The sequence below is a fragment of the Nocardioides deserti genome, from assembly GCF_014266025.1.
Classification (GTDB): Bacteria; Actinomycetota; Actinomycetes; order Propionibacteriales; family Nocardioidaceae; genus Nocardioides; species Nocardioides deserti.
In genome coordinates, this window is the sequence record NZ_JACMYC010000004.1 from 259825 (window position 1) to 276427 (window position 16603).

Here is a 16603-nt window from a genome sequence, read left to right on the forward strand (position 1 = left end):
CGAGCAGCGGCGCCGTACCCTGGGACCACAGGCGTTCGAGCCGTCATCAGCGGCGAGCCTCCGGAAGAACGGGACGCGAGTCCTCAGTAGAACCGGACGGGTGGGCCCGTCACAGCCGCAGCAGAGCGGTCGTCCAGCAGCACCGGGCGGCAAGCAGGGTGGTACCGCGGTCCGACCGGATCGTCCCTGTGGTTTCGAGAAGGATCACCCCCGAAGCTGCAGGAGCAACCCGAAATGACGTACCCGAAGGTCTCCACCTCCGAGAGCGGCGTGCCGTCCACCCCGCGGTTCCCTGCGATCGAGGAGCGGGTGCTGGCCTACTGGGACGCCGACGGCACCTTCCAGGCGAGCATCGACCAGCGCGACCCGGGCGCGGACGCGAGCAACGAGTTCGTCTTCTACGACGGCCCGCCGTTCGCCAACGGGCTGCCGCACTACGGCCACCTGCTCACCGGCTACGTCAAGGACATCGTCCCGCGCTACCAGACGATGCGCGGCAAGCGCGTCGAGCGCCGCTTCGGCTGGGACACCCACGGCCTGCCCGCCGAGCTCGAGGCGATGCGCCTCAACGGCATCAAGACCACCGACGAGATCGTCGAGATGGGCATCGACCGGTTCAACGAGGCGTGCCGCGAGTCGGTCATGAAGTACACCGGCGAGTGGCGCGAGTACGTCACCCGCCAGGCGCGCTGGGTCGACTTCGACCGCGACTACCGGACCATGAACCCGGAGTACATGGAGTCGGTCATCTGGGCGTTCAAGCGCCTGCACGACAAGGGCCTGGTCTACGAGGGCTTCCGCGTGCTGCCCTACTGCTGGAACGACGAGACGCCGCTGTCCAACCACGAGCTGCGCATGGACGACGACGTCTACCAGAACCGCCAGGACCCGGCCGTCACCGTCGGCTACGACATCACCTCCGACCACGAGCTCAAGGGCGCCAAGCTCCTCGTCTGGACGACCACGCCGTGGACGCTCCCGAGCAACCTCGCGGTCATGGTCGGCTCTGACATCGACTACGTCGCGGTCGAGGCCGACGGGGTGCGCTACGTGCTCGCCGAGGCGCGACTGGGTGCCTACGCCCGCGAGCTCGGAGAGACCCCCGAGGTCGTGTGGCGCGGGAAGGGCACCGAGCTGCTCGGGCTGACCTACGCCCCGCCGTTCTCCTACTACCTCGGCCACGAGCGGGCCTTCCGCGTCGTGCCCGCCGACGACGCCGTCACGACCACCGACGGCACCGGGCTGGTGCACACCGCCGGCGCGTTCGGTGAGGTCGACAAGGAGGTCACCGACCGCGAGGGCATCGAGCCGGTCATGCCGGTCGGCAAGGACGGCCGGTTCACCCACCCGGTCGCGGAGTACGCCGGCATGCAGGTCTTCGACGCCAACCCGCACGTCATCGACCACCTGAAGGCCGCGACCCGAGGCGAGACCGGCGAGGCCGCCGGCGCCGTCACGCCGGGCACGGTGCTGCTGCGCCGCGAGACCTACGACCACTCCTACCCGCACTGCTGGCGCTGCCGCGAACCCCTCATCTACAAGGGCGTCTCGTCGTGGTTCGTCGAGGTGACCGCGATCAAGGAGCGGATGCTCGAGCTCAACCAGCAGATCCGCTGGGTGCCCGACCACATCCAGGACGGCCAGTTCGGCAAGTGGCTGGCCAACGCCCGCGACTGGTCGATCACCCGCAACCGGTTCTGGGGCAGCCCGGTCCCGGTGTGGAAGAGCGACGACCCGGCGTACCCCCGTCTCGACGTCTACGGCTCCTTCGAGGAGCTCGAGCGCGACTTCGGCACGCTGCCGCGCAACAAGGACGGCGAGCCCGACCTCCACCGGCCGTACGTCGACGAGCTGGTCCGCCAGAACCCCGACGACCCGACCGGGAAGTCGATGATGCGACGCGTCCCGGACGTGCTCGACGTGTGGTTCGACTCGGGGTCGATGAGCTTCGCGCAGAACCACTACCCGTTCGAGAACGCCGAGTGGTTCGACGGCACCGCGCCCGAGGACGGCGGGAAGAAGGGCCACTTCCCGGGCGACTTCATCGTCGAGTACATCGGCCAGACGCGCGGCTGGTTCTACACCCTGCACGTCCTGGCGACGGCACTGTTCGACAAGCCGGCGTTCCAGTCGTGCATCAGCCACGGCATCGTGCTGGGCAGCGACGGCAACAAGATGAGCAAGTCGCTGCGCAACTACCCCGACGTGCGCGAGGTCTTCGAGCGCGACGGCGCCGACGCGATGCGCTGGTTCCTCATGTCGAGCCCGATCCTGCGCGGCGGCAACCTGGTCGTCACCGAGCAGGGCATCCGCGACTCGGTGCGCCAGGTGATGATCCCGCTGTGGAACAGCTGGTACTTCTTCCAGCTCTACGCCAACGCCGCCAACGACGGCCAGGGGTACGCCGCGCAGTGGTCGACCGACTCCAAGGACCCGCTCGACCGCTACCTCCTCGCGAAGCTGCGGCAGTACGTCGAGGCGATGACCGCGCAGCTCGACGAGTACGCCGTCGCCGATGCGTGCGAGACGACGCGGTCGTTCCTCGACGTGCTGACCAACTGGTACATCCGTCGCTCGCGCGACCGCTTCTGGGGTGACTCCACCGAGGCCTTCGACACCCTCTACACGGTGCTCGAGGTGGCCTGCCGGACCGTCGCCCCGCTGCTGCCGCTGACCACCGAGGAGGTGTGGCGCGGGCTGACCGGCGAGCGGTCGGTGCACCTGGCCGACTGGCCGGACGCGTCCGCGCTGCCGGCCGACGACGCGCTGGTCGCCGCGATGGACCAGGTCCGCGAGGTCTGCTCGGCCACGTCCGCCCTGCGCAAGGCGGGCAACCTGCGCAACCGGCTGCCGCTGTCGACGCTGACGGTGGTCGTCGACGACCCGGCCGCGCTGGCCGGGTTCGAGGGGATCGTGGCCGACGAGGTCAACGTCAAGCAGGTGCGCCTGCTCGCCGCAGACTCCGACGAGGCGGCGTCGTACGGCGTGGAGCAGAAGCTGACCGTCAACGCCCGTGCCGCCGGCCCCCGGCTCGGCAAGGACGTGCAGGTGGCGATCAAGGGCTCGAAGACCGGCGACTGGTCGGTGGCCGAGGACGGCACCGTGACCTCGGGTGGACTGGCGCTGCAGGAGGGGGAGTACACCCTGGAGACCGTCGTCGGGTCGGCCGACGCCGACTCCGCGACCGGCGTGCTCCGCAGCGGCGGATTCGTCGTGCTCGACACGGCGGTCACCCCGGAGCTGGCAGCCGAGGGCCTCGCCCGCGACCTGGTCCGCCAGGTGCAGCAGGCCCGCCGCGACGCCGGCCTCGAGGTCTCCGACCGGATCGCGCTCACCGTGGCCGGGTCGACGGACGTGCTCGCCGCCGCCGAGACGCACCGCGATCTGCTGACCTCCGAGACGCTCGCCACCTCGCTCGACCTGGTCGCCGGCGACGGCGAGCCGCAGGTGACGGTCGCGAAGGCCTGATCAGGCCGAGAGGCCGAGCCGGGTGGCCATCCGGTCGAGGCTGGCGAGGACCTCGTCCTCGGACTTGTCGGGGACGCCCCAGATGAGCTCGGTGCAGCCGGCCTCGGCCCAGGCGGCGAGGTCGGCGGGGTCGGGCTTGAAGGCGATGAGGACGCGGATGTCCGGGGCGCCGCCGCGACCGGCCTCGGCCCACGCCTTCTTCAGCGCCTCGATGTTGCCGAGGACGTCCTGCTGGGTGGGGGTGGTCATCCAGCCGTCGGCGTTCTCCGCGATCCAGCGGAACGTCTTGGGCCCGCCGCCGGCGCCGATGATGAGCGGCACGTGCGCCTGGACGGGCTTGGGATAGGCCCAGGACGGCCCGAACGACACGAACTGCCCGTCGTACGACGCCTCCTCCTGCGTCCACAGGGCCCGCATCGCCTCGACGTACTCCCGCAGCACCGTGCGGCGCTTGCCCGGCGGGACGGCGTGGTCCTCCAGCTCGTCGGTGTTCCAGCCGAAGCCGGCGCCGATGGTGACGCGGCCGCCGGAGAGGTGGTCGAGGGTGGCGATCTGCTTGGCCAGCGTGATCGGGTCGGACTCGACGGGCAGGGCGACGGCGGTCGACAGCCGGATCCGCGTGGTGACCGCCGCGGCGGTGGCCAGCGAGATCCACGGGTCGAGGGTGCGGAGGTAACGGTCGTCGGGCAGCGTCTCGTCGCCGGTGCCGGGGTGGGCGGCGGTCCGCTTGACCGGGATGTGGGTGTGCTCGGGGACGTAGATCGTGTCGAACCCACGCTCCTCGCCCGCCTTCGCGAGGGCGGCCGGGGTGATGCCGCGGTCGGAGGTGAAGAGGACGAGGCCGTTGCGCATGGGCCTGAGACTAGAACGTGTTCCACCTGTGGTGGAAGGGCGGCGGTCGCGGCCCGGCTGCTTGGATGGAGGCATGGCCACCCTCGACCTCTCGCTGGACGTCGTCTCGCTCACCGCGGCCCTCGTCGACATCGAGTCCGTCAGCCGCGACGAAGCCGAGATCGCCGACGCCGTCGAGGCGGCCCTGCGCCCGCTCGAGCACCTCGAGGTGGTGCGCCACGGGCACACGGTGGTCGCCCGCACCGACCTCGGTCGCGGCGAGCGGGTCGTCATCGCCGGCCACCTCGACACCGTCCCGGTCAACGACAACCTGCCCAGCCGGCTCGAGGACGGCGTGCTGCACGGCCTCGGCACCTGCGACATGAAGGGCGGTGACGCGGTCATCCTGAAGCTCGCCGCCACGGTGCCCGAGCCGGTGCGGGACGTGACCTACGTCCTCTACGAGGCCGAGGAGATCGACGCGACGTACAACGGCCTCCGCCTGCTCGCCGAGGCCCGCCCGGACCTGATGGCGGCCGACTTCGCGATCCTGATGGAACCTTCGAACGCGTCGGTCGAGGCCGGCTGCCAGGGCACGCTGCGCGTCGAGGTCCGCACCACCGGCGAGCGCGCGCACTCCGCCCGCTCCTGGCGCGGGGTCAATGCCATCCACGGCGCCGCCGAGGTGCTCAACCGGCTCGCGGCCTACGAGCCGCGGCGGCCGGTGATCGACGGGCTGGAGTACCACGAGGGCCTCAACGCCGTCCGCATCTCCGGCGGCGTCGCCGGCAACGTCGTCCCCGACGAGTGCGTCGTCGAGGTCAACTTCCGCTTCGCGCCGGACCGCTCGGAGGCGGAGGCGGAGGCGTTCGTCCGCGAGTTCTTCGAGGGGTACGACGTCCGGCTGACCGACATGTCGCCGGGCGCGCTGCCGGGGCTCGACCGGCCGGCCGCGAAGGCGTTCGTCGAGGCGGTCGGCGGTCGGGTCGCGCCGAAGTTCGGCTGGACCGACGTCGCCCGGTTCACCGCGCTGGGCGTGCCGGCGGTCAACTTCGGCCCCGGCGACCCGCTCTACGCCCACAAGCAGGACGAGCACGTGCCGGTCGCGGACATCGAGCGCTGCGAGCGGCAGCTGCGGGCGTGGCTGACGAGCGCGGCAGGAGAGGTGGACGCATGAGGTCGAAGTTCAAGGGCCCGGTCGTGCAGCGACGCGACCAGGTCGACGGCTCCACCACCGACCAGCGGCTGCTCGACTCCCGCGGCGACAGCGGTTGGTTGCACACGGATCCGTGGCGCGTCATGCGGATCCAGGCAGAGTTCGTCGAGGGGTTCGGCGCGCTGGCCGAGCTCGGGCCGGCGATCGCGGTGTTCGGCTCGGCCCGCACGCCCGTCGACCACCCGTCGTACGCCGCGGCGGAGGAGCTGGGCAGGCGGCTGGCCGAGGCGGGCTTCGCGGTGATCACCGGTGGCGGACCGGGGGCGATGGAGGCCGCCAACAAGGGCGCGAGCGAGGCGGGCGGGGTGAGCGTCGGGCTAGGCATCGAGCTGCCCTTCGAGACCGGGCTGAACGACTGGTCCGACGTCGGGATCAACTTCCGCTACTTCTTCGCCCGCAAGACGATGTTCGTGAAGTACTCCCAGGGCTTCGCCGTGCTGCCGGGCGGCGTCGGCACCCTCGACGAGCTGTTCGAGGCGATGACGCTCGTGCAGACCCGGAAGGTCACCAGCTTCCCGATCGTGCTGATCGGCACCGACTACTGGCGCGGGCTGGTCGACTGGTTGCGCGACACGGTCGCCGCCGAGGGCAAGATCGCGGTGGAGGACCTCGACATGCTGACGCTCACCGACGACCTCGACGAGGTCGTGGCGCTGATGCAGGCCGCGCGGGACGCGGATGCCGGGGAGGCGAGCGAGCGATGATGTGGTTCTTCGCCGTCCTGGTCGTGCTCCTCATGGGCGGCATTGCCGCCGTGGCCGCCGGACGGGGCACGCCGATGAGCGAGGTCGAGCACGACCGCCTGGCCGTGGACCTGCCCGCCGACCGGCCGCTGACGGCCGAGGACCTGCGGCGCGTGCGGTTCCCGCTGGCGCTGCGGGGCTACCGGATGGCCGACGTCGACGCGCTGCTCGACCGGCTCGCACGCGAGCGGGACGCCGCGGACGTCCGTGGCGACGACCACACGGCGTAGGGCAGACTGCGCCGCGTGTCCAGCGAGGTCGTCGTCTACGTCCTGACCGCCCTCGGGGCCGTCGTGGTCGTGCTGACCCGGCTGCGCCTGCGCGGTGAGGGCGGCGCCGGCCGGCTCCGCGTTGGTCGCCGCCTGCTCGACCTGCACACCGGCGCCGGCGTCGCGGCGCTCGTCGTGTGGACCGTCTTCCTCCTCGCGCCGCCGGACTCGCCCCTCGGCGGGGACACCGTCGGCATCATCGGGCTCGGCTTCTGGTGGCTCCTGGTGGTGGCAGGGATCGGCATCCTCGTCCGCTGGCTGCCCAGCCGCGGCCGCCACGCGTCCGCCGGCGCCGAGGACTCCTGGTCCGAGGGGCCCGGCCTGTCGCTGCTCGCCCACCTCGGCACGCTGGCCGGCGTCTGCGTGCTGACCTGGGCCTACCTGACCTCCGTCGTCTGAGTCGTCCGAGCCGCCGATCCCGAGGAGCGCCCGTGCGCCGTCCCCGCCTGCTGACCGCCGTCGCCGGCCTCGCGCTGGTCCTCACCAGCGCACCGGCGGCACCCGCCGCGGCCCCCGAGCGCGCCGCCCCGGAGCGACCCGCGGTCGTGGGCAAGCGCGTCCTCGGCACGTCGGCGCAGGACCGCGACATCGTCGCCTGGCACCTCGGCGAGCCGGACCGCCCGGGCGTGCCGACCGTCGTACTGATCTCGACCATGCACGGCGACGAGCCCGCGACCCGGCACATCCTCACCGCGCTGCGCGACGGTCCGCCCGTCGTCGGTGTCGACCTGTGGATCGTGCCGACCTACAACCCCGACGGCCTCGCCGCGGGCACCCGGCGCAGCGCCCGCGGCGTCGACCTCAACCGCAACTACCCCTACAAGTGGGCCGACCTCGACGGGCGCTACGAGTCCGGGCCGAAGGCGGCGTCCGAGCCGGAGACGAAGGCGATGATGGGCTTCCTGGCCGACGTCCGGCCCGACTACCTGCTGAGCTTCCACCAGCCGCTGCACGGGGTCGACACCGACACCAAGCGGCCGCGCTTCGCCCGCAAGGTCGCCCGTCACCTCGGCCTGCCGCGCAAGACCTTCGACTGCGGCGGCGTCTGCCACGGCACGATGACCGGCTGGTTCAACCACCGGTTCAAGGGCGCCGCGTTGACGGTCGAGTACGCCGCCAAGCCGTCGCGCCGCCGACTGCGCACGGTCGTCCCCGACCAGGTGCTGTCGATCTTCGGCGCCTACCGCGGACACCTGGACTGGGCGCAGCGCTAGTCGGTCCCGGGCGCGCACGATCGTTCAATTGTTGGGTTGTGGACCGGTTCGCGGGCGCCGAGGCGCTGGAACCGCGCAATTGAACGATCGTCGACGCCCGGACCCGGGCCCGCCGGGCCGGGCCCGACCCTCAGCGGCCCTCGAACACCGGCTTCTGCTTGGCGACGAACGCGTCGACGGCGGCCCGGTGGTCCTCGGTGGCGCCGGTGAGCTGCATCATCGAGGACTCGAAGGCGACGGCCTCCTCGAACGTGTGGCCGGCGGCGTACGCCACGGAGCGGCGGATCGAGCCGAGCGCGACCGTCGGGCCGGCGGCGAGCCGGACCGCGAGGGCGCGTGCCTCCTCGGCGAGCGTGTCGGGGGAGTGCAGCGAGGTCGCGAGGCCGAGCTCGAGCGCCTCGGCCGCGGGCACGGTGCGCGGCGAGTAGAGCAGCTCGAGCGCCTTGGCCCGCCCGACGAGCAGCGGGAGGTGGTAGCTGGCGCCGGTGTCGCAGGAGAGCCCGACGTTGGCGAAGGCGAGGTTGAAGCCCGCGGTGTCGGCGACCAGGCGCAGGTCGCAGGCGAAGGCGAGGCTCGCGCCGGCGCCCGCGGCGACACCGTTGACCGCGGCGACGACCGGCTTGGCCATGCCGGCCAGCGTGGTGACGATCGGGTTGTAGTGCTCGTCGACGGTGGAGAACAGCGCCTCGCTCCCGCCGTTGTGCAGCAGCTGGACGTGCTCCTTGAGGTCCTGGCCGGTGCAGAACGCGCGGCCGGTGCCGGTGAGCAGCACGCAGCGCACGGCCGGGTCCTCGGCGACGTGCTGGACGATCTCGCGCAGCAGCACCTTGGTCGCGACGTCGAGGCTGTTCATCGCGTCGGGCCGGTTGAGCGTGATGGTCGCGACGCCCTCGGAGACGTCGAGGAGCACGGGCGCCTGGGTCGCGTCGGGCGTGGGGCCGGAGGAGGAGCTGGCGGAGGGGCTGGCGGAGGTCATGCGGGGCAGTCTGCCGCGCTCGGCAGGCAGCGGGCGACGAACCTGTCCGCCGCGGGCTTCAGCCGGCCGGCCTCGGCGGCGAAGCACTGCGCGGCCTCGTCGCGCGGCCAGTCGGCCGGCAGCACCTCCGCCGGCAGTCCTGGGTCGGCGAAGAGGAACTTGCGCCACTCGTGCACCAGGTGGAAGCGCGCCGCGAACGCCGCCTCGTCCGGGTCGTCGTGCGCGGCGAGGTGGCCCGCGACGAGCGCGCCCGCAACGGCCGGCCACCCGTCGTACGACGCCCGCAGCGCCGCCAGGTCCCACGCGTCGGCCGGGGAGGGGGCGACGTCGCGGGCGCGGGCGGTCCGCGCGGTCGCACCGGCCCGGGCGAGCGCCCCGTCGAGCTCCGGGCTCGCGACCGGGCCGACCCAGACGGTGTCGGCGAGCTCGGCGTACCCCAGGTAGGCCAGGTCGGCGCGGAGCCGCGTGCGCGCGCTCCGGTCGGGCGGGTAGGTGACCAGCACCAGGTGCCAGTGGCCGTCCCACGGCTCGTCGCGGCGCCGGTAGATCCGGGCGCGGGCCTCGTCGAGACGGCGGGTGGCCTGGTCGGTGGCGCGGTAGCCGCGGCCGTCGGGCAGCGCGACGGGCTCGAGCCAGCCCTGCATGACCATCCGCGAGATCGCCGTGCGGACCGCCGGGGCCGCGATGCCGACCGGCGCGAGCAGGCGCACGAGGGCGGCGACCGGCGCCTGGGAGCCGCACGCGCGGAGGTGGTCGCCGTAGAGGTCGAAGAGGGCCGACCGCGCGTGCATGCACCCGAGTCTGTCACCGGTGGGAGGGCGCCGACCCGCGCGTCCCACGGGCCGAGGTGTGGGGACCGGTCACACTCCGGAGCCCGATAGGGGATAATGGAGGTCACACGGCTGGCGGGGCGCCTGGACCTCGTCGGTCTCGAGGACTGCAACACGAGAAGAGGTGCCGGGATGGCGGCAATGAAGCCACGAACGGGTGACGGTCCGCTCGAGGTCACCAAGGAAGGTCGCGGCATCGTCATGCGCGTCCCCCTGGAGGGCGGCGGTCGTCTGGTCGTCGAGCTCAACGCCGAGGAGGCCGGAGCGCTCGGCGACGCCCTCAAGGCCGTCGTCGGCTGACGCCGGCCACGAACCCCGCCTCGCGCCGCGTCGTGCCCCCCACCTCGTCCGACCGCCCGCCTGCCCTCTCGCTCCCGTCCCAGGTCTCGCCGCCCGAGCTCGCGCTGAGCGGTGCCCGGCCGCTCGCGGTCGACGGCGTGGAGGTCGTGGCCCTGCCGGTCGTCCCGGGTGAGGGGGACGGTGCCGCGCCGGTGCTCGGGCCCGGTGCCGACGAGGTCGGCGAGCAGCTCGGCGTCGACCTGGTCGCGCTGCTCGAGGCCGAGCGCGCGAGCGGCGAGGCTGGCCGGATCGTCGCCTACCCGGTGCCGCTCGGCGGTCCGGACCAGGCGTCGCTGCGGCGCGTGCTGCTGGTCGGCGTCGGTGCGCAGCGCCCCGCGGACTTCCGCAAGGCGGGCGCGGCGCTCGGCCGCGCCGTCAAGGACGTCCGCGCCGTCGCCACGACCGTGCCGGCGCTCGACCCCGACACCGGGCTCGAGCCGTTCGTCGTCGGTCTCGTGCTCGGGTCGTACGGCTTCTCCTGGCGCTCCACGCCGCCCGAGCACGTCCCGGTCGAGCAGGTCGTGCTGGCCGCGCTCGACCCGAAGGCGTACGACGCCGCTCTGCGGCGCGCGCTCGCCGTCGCGGGCGCCGGGTGGCGTTCGCGGACCCTCGCCACGGTCCCGTCGAACCTGAAGAACCCGGCCTGGCTCGCCGAGGAGGCCCGCCGCCTCGCCGACGAGGCCGGTCTCGGCTACCGCGTCTGGGACGAGCAGCAGCTCGCCGCCGAGGGCTTCGGCGGCGTCCTCGGCGTCGGCCAGGGCTCGGCGACGCCGCCGCGCCTGGTGCAGCTCGACTACGCGCCGCGCCGCGCCGGACGGCGTACGCCCACGGTCGTGCTGGTCGGCAAGGGCATCACCTTCGACACCGGCGGCCTGTCCATCAAGCCCGCCCAGGCGATGGCGAACATGAAGCGCGACATGACCGGCGGCGCAGTCGTGCTCGCCACCATGGCCGCGCTGAAGGACGTCGGTTGCCCCGTCCGCGTCGTCGGGCTCGTACCGATGGCGGAGAACGCCGTCTCCGGCAACGCGCTGCGCCCCGGCGACGTCGTGCGCCACTGGGGCGGGCGGACCACCGAGATCACCAACACCGACGCCGAGGGACGGGTCGTGATGGCCGACGCGCTCGCGTACGCCGTCGCCGAGCTCGACCCGACCGTCGTCGTCGACGTCGCCACGCTCACCGGCGCGATGAAGGTGGCGCTCGGCCAGCAGGTCGGCGGGTTCTTCGCCAACCGCGAGGTGCTGGCGGCCGCGATCGCTGCGGCCGGCGAGGCGTCCGGGGAGCCGCTGTGGCGGATGCCGCTGGCGGAGGTCTACGAGGACAAGCTGGCCTCGAAGGTCGCCGACGCCGACAACGGCGCCGGTGGCCCGGGCGCGATCACCGCGGCGCTGTTCCTCCAGCACTTCGTCGGCGACGTCCCGTGGGCGCACCTCGACGTCGCCTCGGTGGGCGACGCACCGGCCGACGCGGACGAGTGGACGGAGGGGCCGACCGGCTTCGGCGCCCGCGCGCTGCTGACCTGGCTCGGCGCCGAGGCGCCGCTCGACGGCATCGCCTGATGGCCCGGGAGCAGCGGTGAAGGGGCTGAGCATCCGCTGGTCGCTCGTCGACGCGCCCGAGGGCGTCGAGGAGCAGCTGGCGGCGTACGTCGCCGAGACCTCGCACGCGCGCTTCACCGGGATGGCCGGGCTGCGGTTCAAGACCTGGCGGGTGCGTCCGGGCGAGTGGTTCGAGGGGCTCTACCTGTTCGCGACCGACGAGGCTCGGGCGGCGTTCCAGGAGGAGTTCGCCGCCGGGGCCGCGGACGCGCCGGGCTCGCGGATGGTCGGCGCGCCGCCGGTGCTCATCGAGCCGTGGGACGTCGTGGCGGTCGCGGAGGGTTGGGAAGGGTTCGAGGCGACGCCTCGGGGCTGAGCGGCGCACCGGCCTGCTCGCTGATCCGGCCCAGCGCCGCGGTCGCGCCGGTCAGGTAGCGCTCGATGACGGCCTTCTCGTCGTCGTCGAACTCCTTGTCGAGCGCCCGGAGCGCCACCAGCATGGGGGAGAGGTGCGCGAGCACCTCCGCGCGCCCGGACTCGGTGAGGTGCAGCTCCGTGCGCCGGCGGTCGGCTGCGTGCGCACGGCGTACGACGTGACCGCGGGCCGCGAGCCGGTCGGCGATGCCGGTGGACGCTGCGGTGGAGACGCCGAGCAGGCGGGCCAGCTCGGCGGGGCCGACCGAGCCGCGGCTGAGGTGCTGGAGCGCGACCATCTCGTGCTCGCTCAGGCCGGCGGCCCGGGCGACGGTGTGCCGCATGCGCACCCCGGCTTCGACGAGGTCGCGCAGGGCACCGAGAAGCCCGTGCTGGTCCGCCATTTGTCTCACCTGCTTAGCATCTTTTCGTCTGGACTAAATCGTACGTCCTCGAGGAGAACGCCGTGCCCGATCACCGGTCCACCCACCGGCCGCACCCCGTGACGTCGGTGGTCGTCGCGCGGCGGACCGCCTGGCTCTTCGCGTTCCTCCCGCTCGTGGCCGCCGTGCTCGGCCTGGTGCTGCTCGGCGAGGGCGACCGCGAGCAGCAGCCGCTCGACCAGCTGCCGCGCGACCTCGACTCCACGCTCGCCACCGAGCTCGAGCAGCGGCTGCCCGACGAGGGCTCGAACACCGCCGTCGTGCTGTGGACCGCCGACGAGGGGGAGCTCGACGACGGCGCGCTGGAGGAGCTGCGCTCGGTGGCCCAGGACCTCGACGCGGTCGGCGGTGGCCCGGAGGGGCCGATGTCGGTCGCGGAGGACGGCACCGCCGCGATCGCGATCGTGCAGGTCGCCCCCGGCTCCGCCACCGACGTCTCCGCCGAGGTCGAGGACCTGCGCGCGGAGCTCGACGACACCGCGCCCGACGGCGTCACCGCGCAGGCGACCGGTCCGGCGGCGGTGCAGGCCGACCTCGCGGCGGTCTTCGACGGTGCGAACTTCCGGCTGCTGGCCGTCACGGCGACCGTCGTGGCGTTCCTGCTGGTCATCACCTACCGCAGCCCCATCTTGTGGGCGATCCCGCTGCTGGTGGTCGGTGTGGCCGACCGCTTCGCCGCCATCGCCGCGACCCAGGTGATGGCCGCGCTCGACGTGGCCTGGGACGAGTCGACCGTCGGCATCCTGTCGGTGCTGGTCTTCGGCGCCGGCACGAACTACGCGCTGCTGCTGATCTCGCGCTACCGCGACGAGCTGCGGCACGTCGAGGACCGGTACGCCGCCATGACCACCGCCCTCGCCCGCACCGCCGAGGCGGTGCTGGCCAGCGCCACCACAGTCGTGCTCGGCCTGCTCACGCTGCTGCTGTCGGTGGTGCCCACCACCCGCGGGCTCGGCCTGGCGTGCGCCGTCGGCGTCGTGATCGCGGCGTTCTTCGCGCTCGTCGTGCTGCCCGCGCTGCTCGTGCTCTTCGGTCGCTGGGTCTTCTGGCCGAAGGTGCCGCGCACCGGCCAGACGGCGCTGGTCGACCAGGACTCGTTCTGGCACCGCGTCGGCGCCCGGGTGGCCCGCAAGCCGGCGCTCTTCGCCACCGGCACCATCGCCCTCATCGCCGCCCTGTCCATCGGCCTGCTCGGCGTGAGCACCGGCCTCGACCAGGACGAGCAGTTCCTCGACGAGCCGGAGGCGATCTCGGCCTCGAACCGACTCGCCGAGTCCTTCCCGGCCGGCCTGACCGACCCCGCCCGCGTCGTCACCACCGCCGACCCCCGCGAAGTCGCCCAGGCCGTCGAAGGAGCCGAGGGCGTCGCCCAGGTCCAGCCTGGCCCGGAGGGCGACGGCGTCGCCCAGCTCAACGTCGTGCTCGAGGGATCGCCCGGCTCGGACGAGGCCGAGGACGCCATCGCCGCCATCCGCGAGGCGGTCGACGGCCTCGACGACACCCACGTCGGCGGCACCGAGGCCACCGCGATCGACGCGCGCGAGGGCGCTGCCCGCGACCGGGTCGTCATCCTTCCGCTCATCCTCGGGCTCGTGCTCGGCGCGCTGCTGCTGCTCCTGCGCTCGGTCGTCGCGCCGCTGATCCTCGTCGCCACCGTGCTCGGCACGTACGCCGCCTCGATGGGCGCCGCCTGGTGGCTCTTCACCGGTCCGCTCGGGTTCTCCGCGCTCGACGAGTCGGTCCCGCTGCTGGCGTTCCTGTTCCTCGTCGCGCTGGGCGTCGACTACAACATCTTCCTCGTCGCCCGCGCCCGCGAGGAGGCCGCCGACCACGGCTCCCGCGACGGGATGCTCCGCGCGCTCGCCGCCACCGGTGGCGTCATCACCAGCGCCGGCGTGCTCCTCGCCGCGGTCTTCGCCGTCCTCGGCGTGCTGCCGCTCGTCGTCCTCGCCCAGGTCGGCACGGTCATCTGCATCGGTGTCCTGCTCGACACCCTGCTCGTCCGCACCGTCCTCGTCCCCGCCGCCGCCCTCATCCTCGGCGACCGGTTCTGGTGGCCGCGGAGGGTGCGCGCCTGAGGGATCGGCGTACGACGCCTCGTGCTGCTGAGCGTGCGCCCTGGCGCTCGCCGGGCAGCACGAGGCCGGATCTGGTCGGCCTGATCCGGTCGGCCTGATCCGGTCGCTCGGCTCGGGTCGTGTGCCTGTCGTCGCGGGCGGGCGCGTCCTGGGGCACACGACCCCGGTCAGCGGTCTGACTCGGCGGTTCGGGGCGTCGTCAGTGGGTCAGTCGGACTCGGGGTTCCAGGTCTTCTTCGCGACGAGCAGCCCGTCGCCGACGGGGAGCATCAGGCCGACCAGGTCGGGGTGCTCGACGACGGCCCGGCCGAGGTCGCGGATGGCGACGGTCTCCTCGTCGCGCTGGGCGGGGTCCGCAACCCGGTCGTGCCACAGGGCGTTGTCGAAGGCCACCACGCCGCCGGGGCGGAGCAGCCGGAGCGCCTCGGTGAGGTAGGCGGCGTACTCCCGCTTGTCGCCGTCGCAGAAGACCAGGTCGTAGTGGCCGTCGGTCAGGCGGGGGAGGACGTCGAGGGCGGCGCCGGAGATCGTGCGGGCGCGCTGGGTGGCGATGCCGGCCTCGGTGAAGGACTGGCGGGCGAGGCGCTGGTGCTCGGTCTCGACGTCGACGGTGGTGAGGACGCCGTCGCCGCGCATGCCGCGCAGCATCCAGAGGCCGGAGACACCGGTGCCGGTGCCGATCTCGACCACCGCGCGGGCGTCGAGGACGGAGGCGAGGAAGCGCAGGGCCGCGCCGGCGCCGGGGCCGACCGGGACCACCCCCACCTCCTGCGCGCGGGCGCGCGCGGCGGCGAGGACCTCGTCCTCGGCCACGAACTCCTCGGCATAGCTCCAGCTGGCAGCACTCACCGGCGTCGTCGTCACGCGGCGAACCTACCGCGCCGGGAGCCCGGGCATCACCCGGCGCACCCGGGAACGCCCCCGGGAACGCACCGGGAACGCACCCGGGAACGCCCCCGGGAACGCGGAGATGCGCTCGAGCGTTGGCAGAGGACGTGGGCATCCGGCTCACAGGGATCTCTCAGCGAGCACACCTACGGTGAGGGGGACGCAGTGGTCAGGTGGAGAGGGACCGTCATGGACGAGCGGGACGCAACGCCCGGTCCGGAGCAGACCAGCACCCCCGGGGTGCCGACGTGGGACGAGGTCGTCGAGCAGCACTCCGACCGCGTCTACCGCCTGGCCTACCGGCTCACCGGCAACCGCCACGACGCCGAGGACCTCACCCAGGAGGTCTTCGTCCGGGTGTTCCGCTCGCTGTCGGGCTACACGCCGGGCACGTTCGAGGGCTGGCTGCACCGCATCACCACCAACCTCTTCCTCGACCAGGCCCGCCGCAAGCAGCGCATCCGCTTCGACGCGCTCTCCGACGAGCGGGCCGACCGGCTGACCAGCGCCTCGCCCGCACCCGAGGCGGCGTACGCCGACCAGCGCTTCGACGACGACGTGGAGCGGGCTTTGGCGACCCTGCCGCCCGACTTCCGCGCCGCCGTCGTGCTGTGCGACGTGGAGGGCCTCTCCTACGAGGAGATCGCCGGGATCCTCGACGCGAAGCTCGGCACGGTCCGCTCCCGCATCCACCGCGGCCGCGCGATGCTCCGCAAGGCACTCGCGCACAGGGCGCCGGTGGACGGTCGGCAGCGGTACTCCGGTCCCGTCGGGCACGAGGCACTCGTCCCGGGACGGGACCGCTGATGGGCTCGCTGATGGGTCCGCTGGGCGGTCACCTCGGTGCCAAGGTCAGCGCGCTGCTCGACGGGCAGCTGCCTGCCGCCGAGGCCGAGCGCGCCTGGGCGCACGTGCACGCCTGCCACGCCTGCCGGGACCTCGTCGAGCGCGAGGGCTGGGTCAAGACGCGGCTGGTCGGCTTCTCGATGGGCGACTGCGGCGGCGCCCCCGACTCGCTCAAGGGCGCGCTGCGCTGCGGCCCCGCCGCGGCGGCGGGGATGCCTCCCGGCGACGTCTACCTGGCGATCGCGGCCGAGCGCGAGCAGCACCGCGGGCGGCGTACGGCGAGCTTCGTGGCGATCGGCGGTGGCGCGGTCGGCGCCGCGGTCATGGGGGTCATCGCGCTCGGCGCGGCCCCGGCCGACGCACCCCCGGTCGACCGCCGCGCGCCGGTCACCTCGATCGGCACCACGACGCCCGCACCGGCCCCGTCGCCCACCCCGGGTGCGCCGGCGCTGCGCCGCCCCTGATCGGGCGCAGTGGTCGGGCGCGGCGGACCACCAGCCGCCCGTC

17 protein-coding genes are annotated in these 16603 nt (G+C 73.4%); 12 read left to right on the forward strand and 5 right to left on the reverse strand.

Annotated elements, in window-relative coordinates:
* The first annotated feature begins 234 nt into the window (after positions 1-234).
* Positions 235-3468: an isoleucine--tRNA ligase gene (gene ileS / locus H7344_RS09110; protein WP_308423317.1), complete on the forward strand. Its 3234-nt coding sequence runs from the start codon at positions 235-237 to the stop codon at positions 3466-3468.
* On the opposite strand, the gene H7344_RS09115 is transcribed toward ileS, so the two are convergent.
* Positions 3469-4320: an LLM class F420-dependent oxidoreductase gene (locus H7344_RS09115; protein WP_186345701.1), complete on the reverse strand. Its 852-nt coding sequence runs from the start codon at positions 4318-4320 to the stop codon at positions 3469-3471. It abuts the gene before it with no gap.
* Positions 4321-4393: 73 nt separating this feature from the next.
* Between H7344_RS09115 and dapE the strand changes: the two genes are divergently transcribed.
* From dapE to H7344_RS09140, 5 genes are read left to right on the forward strand one after another with little or no spacing between them, the layout of a single operon-like run.
* Positions 4394-5476 carry a succinyl-diaminopimelate desuccinylase gene (dapE, locus tag H7344_RS09120; protein WP_186345702.1) on the forward strand — a complete coding sequence of 361 codons (1083 nt, stop codon included), beginning with the start codon at positions 4394-4396 and terminating at the stop codon, positions 5474-5476.
* Positions 5473-6219, forward strand: a complete 747-nt coding sequence (locus tag H7344_RS09125) for an LOG family protein (RefSeq protein ID WP_186345703.1) — start codon at positions 5473-5475, stop codon at positions 6217-6219. Before dapE ends, H7344_RS09125 begins: the two co-directional genes overlap by 4 nt.
* Positions 6219-6488, forward strand: a complete 270-nt coding sequence (locus tag H7344_RS09130) for a DivIVA domain-containing protein (protein ID WP_186345704.1) — start codon at positions 6219-6221, stop codon at positions 6486-6488. Before H7344_RS09125 ends, H7344_RS09130 begins: the two co-directional genes overlap by 1 nt.
* A gap of 15 nt (positions 6489-6503) precedes the next feature.
* Positions 6504-6926, forward strand: coding sequence for a hypothetical protein (locus H7344_RS09135; protein WP_186345705.1), 423 nt, complete (start codon positions 6504-6506; stop codon positions 6924-6926).
* A gap of 32 nt (positions 6927-6958) precedes the next feature.
* Complete coding sequence (locus H7344_RS09140) at positions 6959-7741, forward strand: M14 family zinc carboxypeptidase (protein WP_186345706.1); 783 nt, start codon at positions 6959-6961, stop codon at positions 7739-7741.
* A gap of 130 nt (positions 7742-7871) precedes the next feature.
* Here the strand turns inward: H7344_RS09140 and H7344_RS09145 are convergent, their stop codons facing one another.
* The gene (locus H7344_RS09145) at positions 7872-8717 is read right to left on the reverse strand and encodes an enoyl-CoA hydratase-related protein (protein ID WP_186345707.1); all 846 of its coding nucleotides are present in this window, start codon (positions 8715-8717) and stop codon (positions 7872-7874) included.
* Positions 8714-9508, reverse strand: coding sequence for a PaaX family transcriptional regulator (locus tag H7344_RS09150; RefSeq protein WP_186345708.1), 795 nt, complete (start codon positions 9506-9508; stop codon positions 8714-8716). The genes H7344_RS09145 and H7344_RS09150 overlap by 4 nt, the downstream gene beginning before the upstream one ends.
* 171 nt (positions 9509-9679) lie before the next feature.
* Between H7344_RS09150 and H7344_RS09155 the strand changes: the two genes are divergently transcribed.
* From H7344_RS09155 to H7344_RS09165, 3 genes are read left to right on the forward strand one after another with little or no spacing between them, the layout of a single operon-like run.
* A complete protein-coding gene (locus tag H7344_RS09155) occupies positions 9680-9847 on the forward strand; it encodes a DUF3117 domain-containing protein (RefSeq protein WP_166191440.1) in 168 nt (55 codons plus the stop codon).
* Between the two features lie 32 nt (positions 9848-9879).
* A complete protein-coding gene (locus H7344_RS09160) occupies positions 9880-11448 on the forward strand; it encodes a leucyl aminopeptidase family protein (protein ID WP_229706901.1) in 1569 nt (522 codons plus the stop codon).
* A 16-nt stretch (positions 11449-11464) separates the two neighbouring features.
* Positions 11465-11803, forward strand: coding sequence for a hypothetical protein (locus H7344_RS09165; protein ID WP_186345709.1), 339 nt, complete (start codon positions 11465-11467; stop codon positions 11801-11803).
* Here H7344_RS09165 and H7344_RS09170 read toward each other — a convergent pair.
* Complete coding sequence (locus H7344_RS09170) at positions 11733-12245, reverse strand: MarR family winged helix-turn-helix transcriptional regulator (protein ID WP_186345710.1); 513 nt, start codon at positions 12243-12245, stop codon at positions 11733-11735. The two genes, H7344_RS09165 and H7344_RS09170, sit on opposite strands and share 71 nt — an antisense overlap.
* 62 nt (positions 12246-12307) lie before the next feature.
* On the opposite strand from H7344_RS09170, the gene H7344_RS09175 reads away from it, so the two are divergent.
* Positions 12308-14362, forward strand: a complete 2055-nt coding sequence (locus tag H7344_RS09175) for an MMPL family transporter (protein WP_229706900.1) — start codon at positions 12308-12310, stop codon at positions 14360-14362.
* 207 nt (positions 14363-14569) lie between these two features.
* On the opposite strand, the gene H7344_RS09180 is transcribed toward H7344_RS09175, so the two are convergent.
* Positions 14570-15226: an O-methyltransferase gene (locus tag H7344_RS09180; protein WP_229706899.1), complete on the reverse strand. Its 657-nt coding sequence runs from the start codon at positions 15224-15226 to the stop codon at positions 14570-14572.
* A 213-nt stretch (positions 15227-15439) separates the two neighbouring features.
* Between H7344_RS09180 and sigE the strand changes: the two genes are divergently transcribed.
* Positions 15440-16057, forward strand: coding sequence for an RNA polymerase sigma factor SigE (gene sigE / locus H7344_RS09185; protein ID WP_186345711.1), 618 nt, complete (start codon positions 15440-15442; stop codon positions 16055-16057).
* Entirely contained in the window at positions 16057-16560 is a 504-nt protein-coding gene (locus H7344_RS09190; protein ID WP_186345712.1) for a hypothetical protein, read from the forward strand. Before sigE ends, H7344_RS09190 begins: the two co-directional genes overlap by 1 nt.
* The last annotated feature ends 43 nt before the right edge of the window (positions 16561-16603 follow it).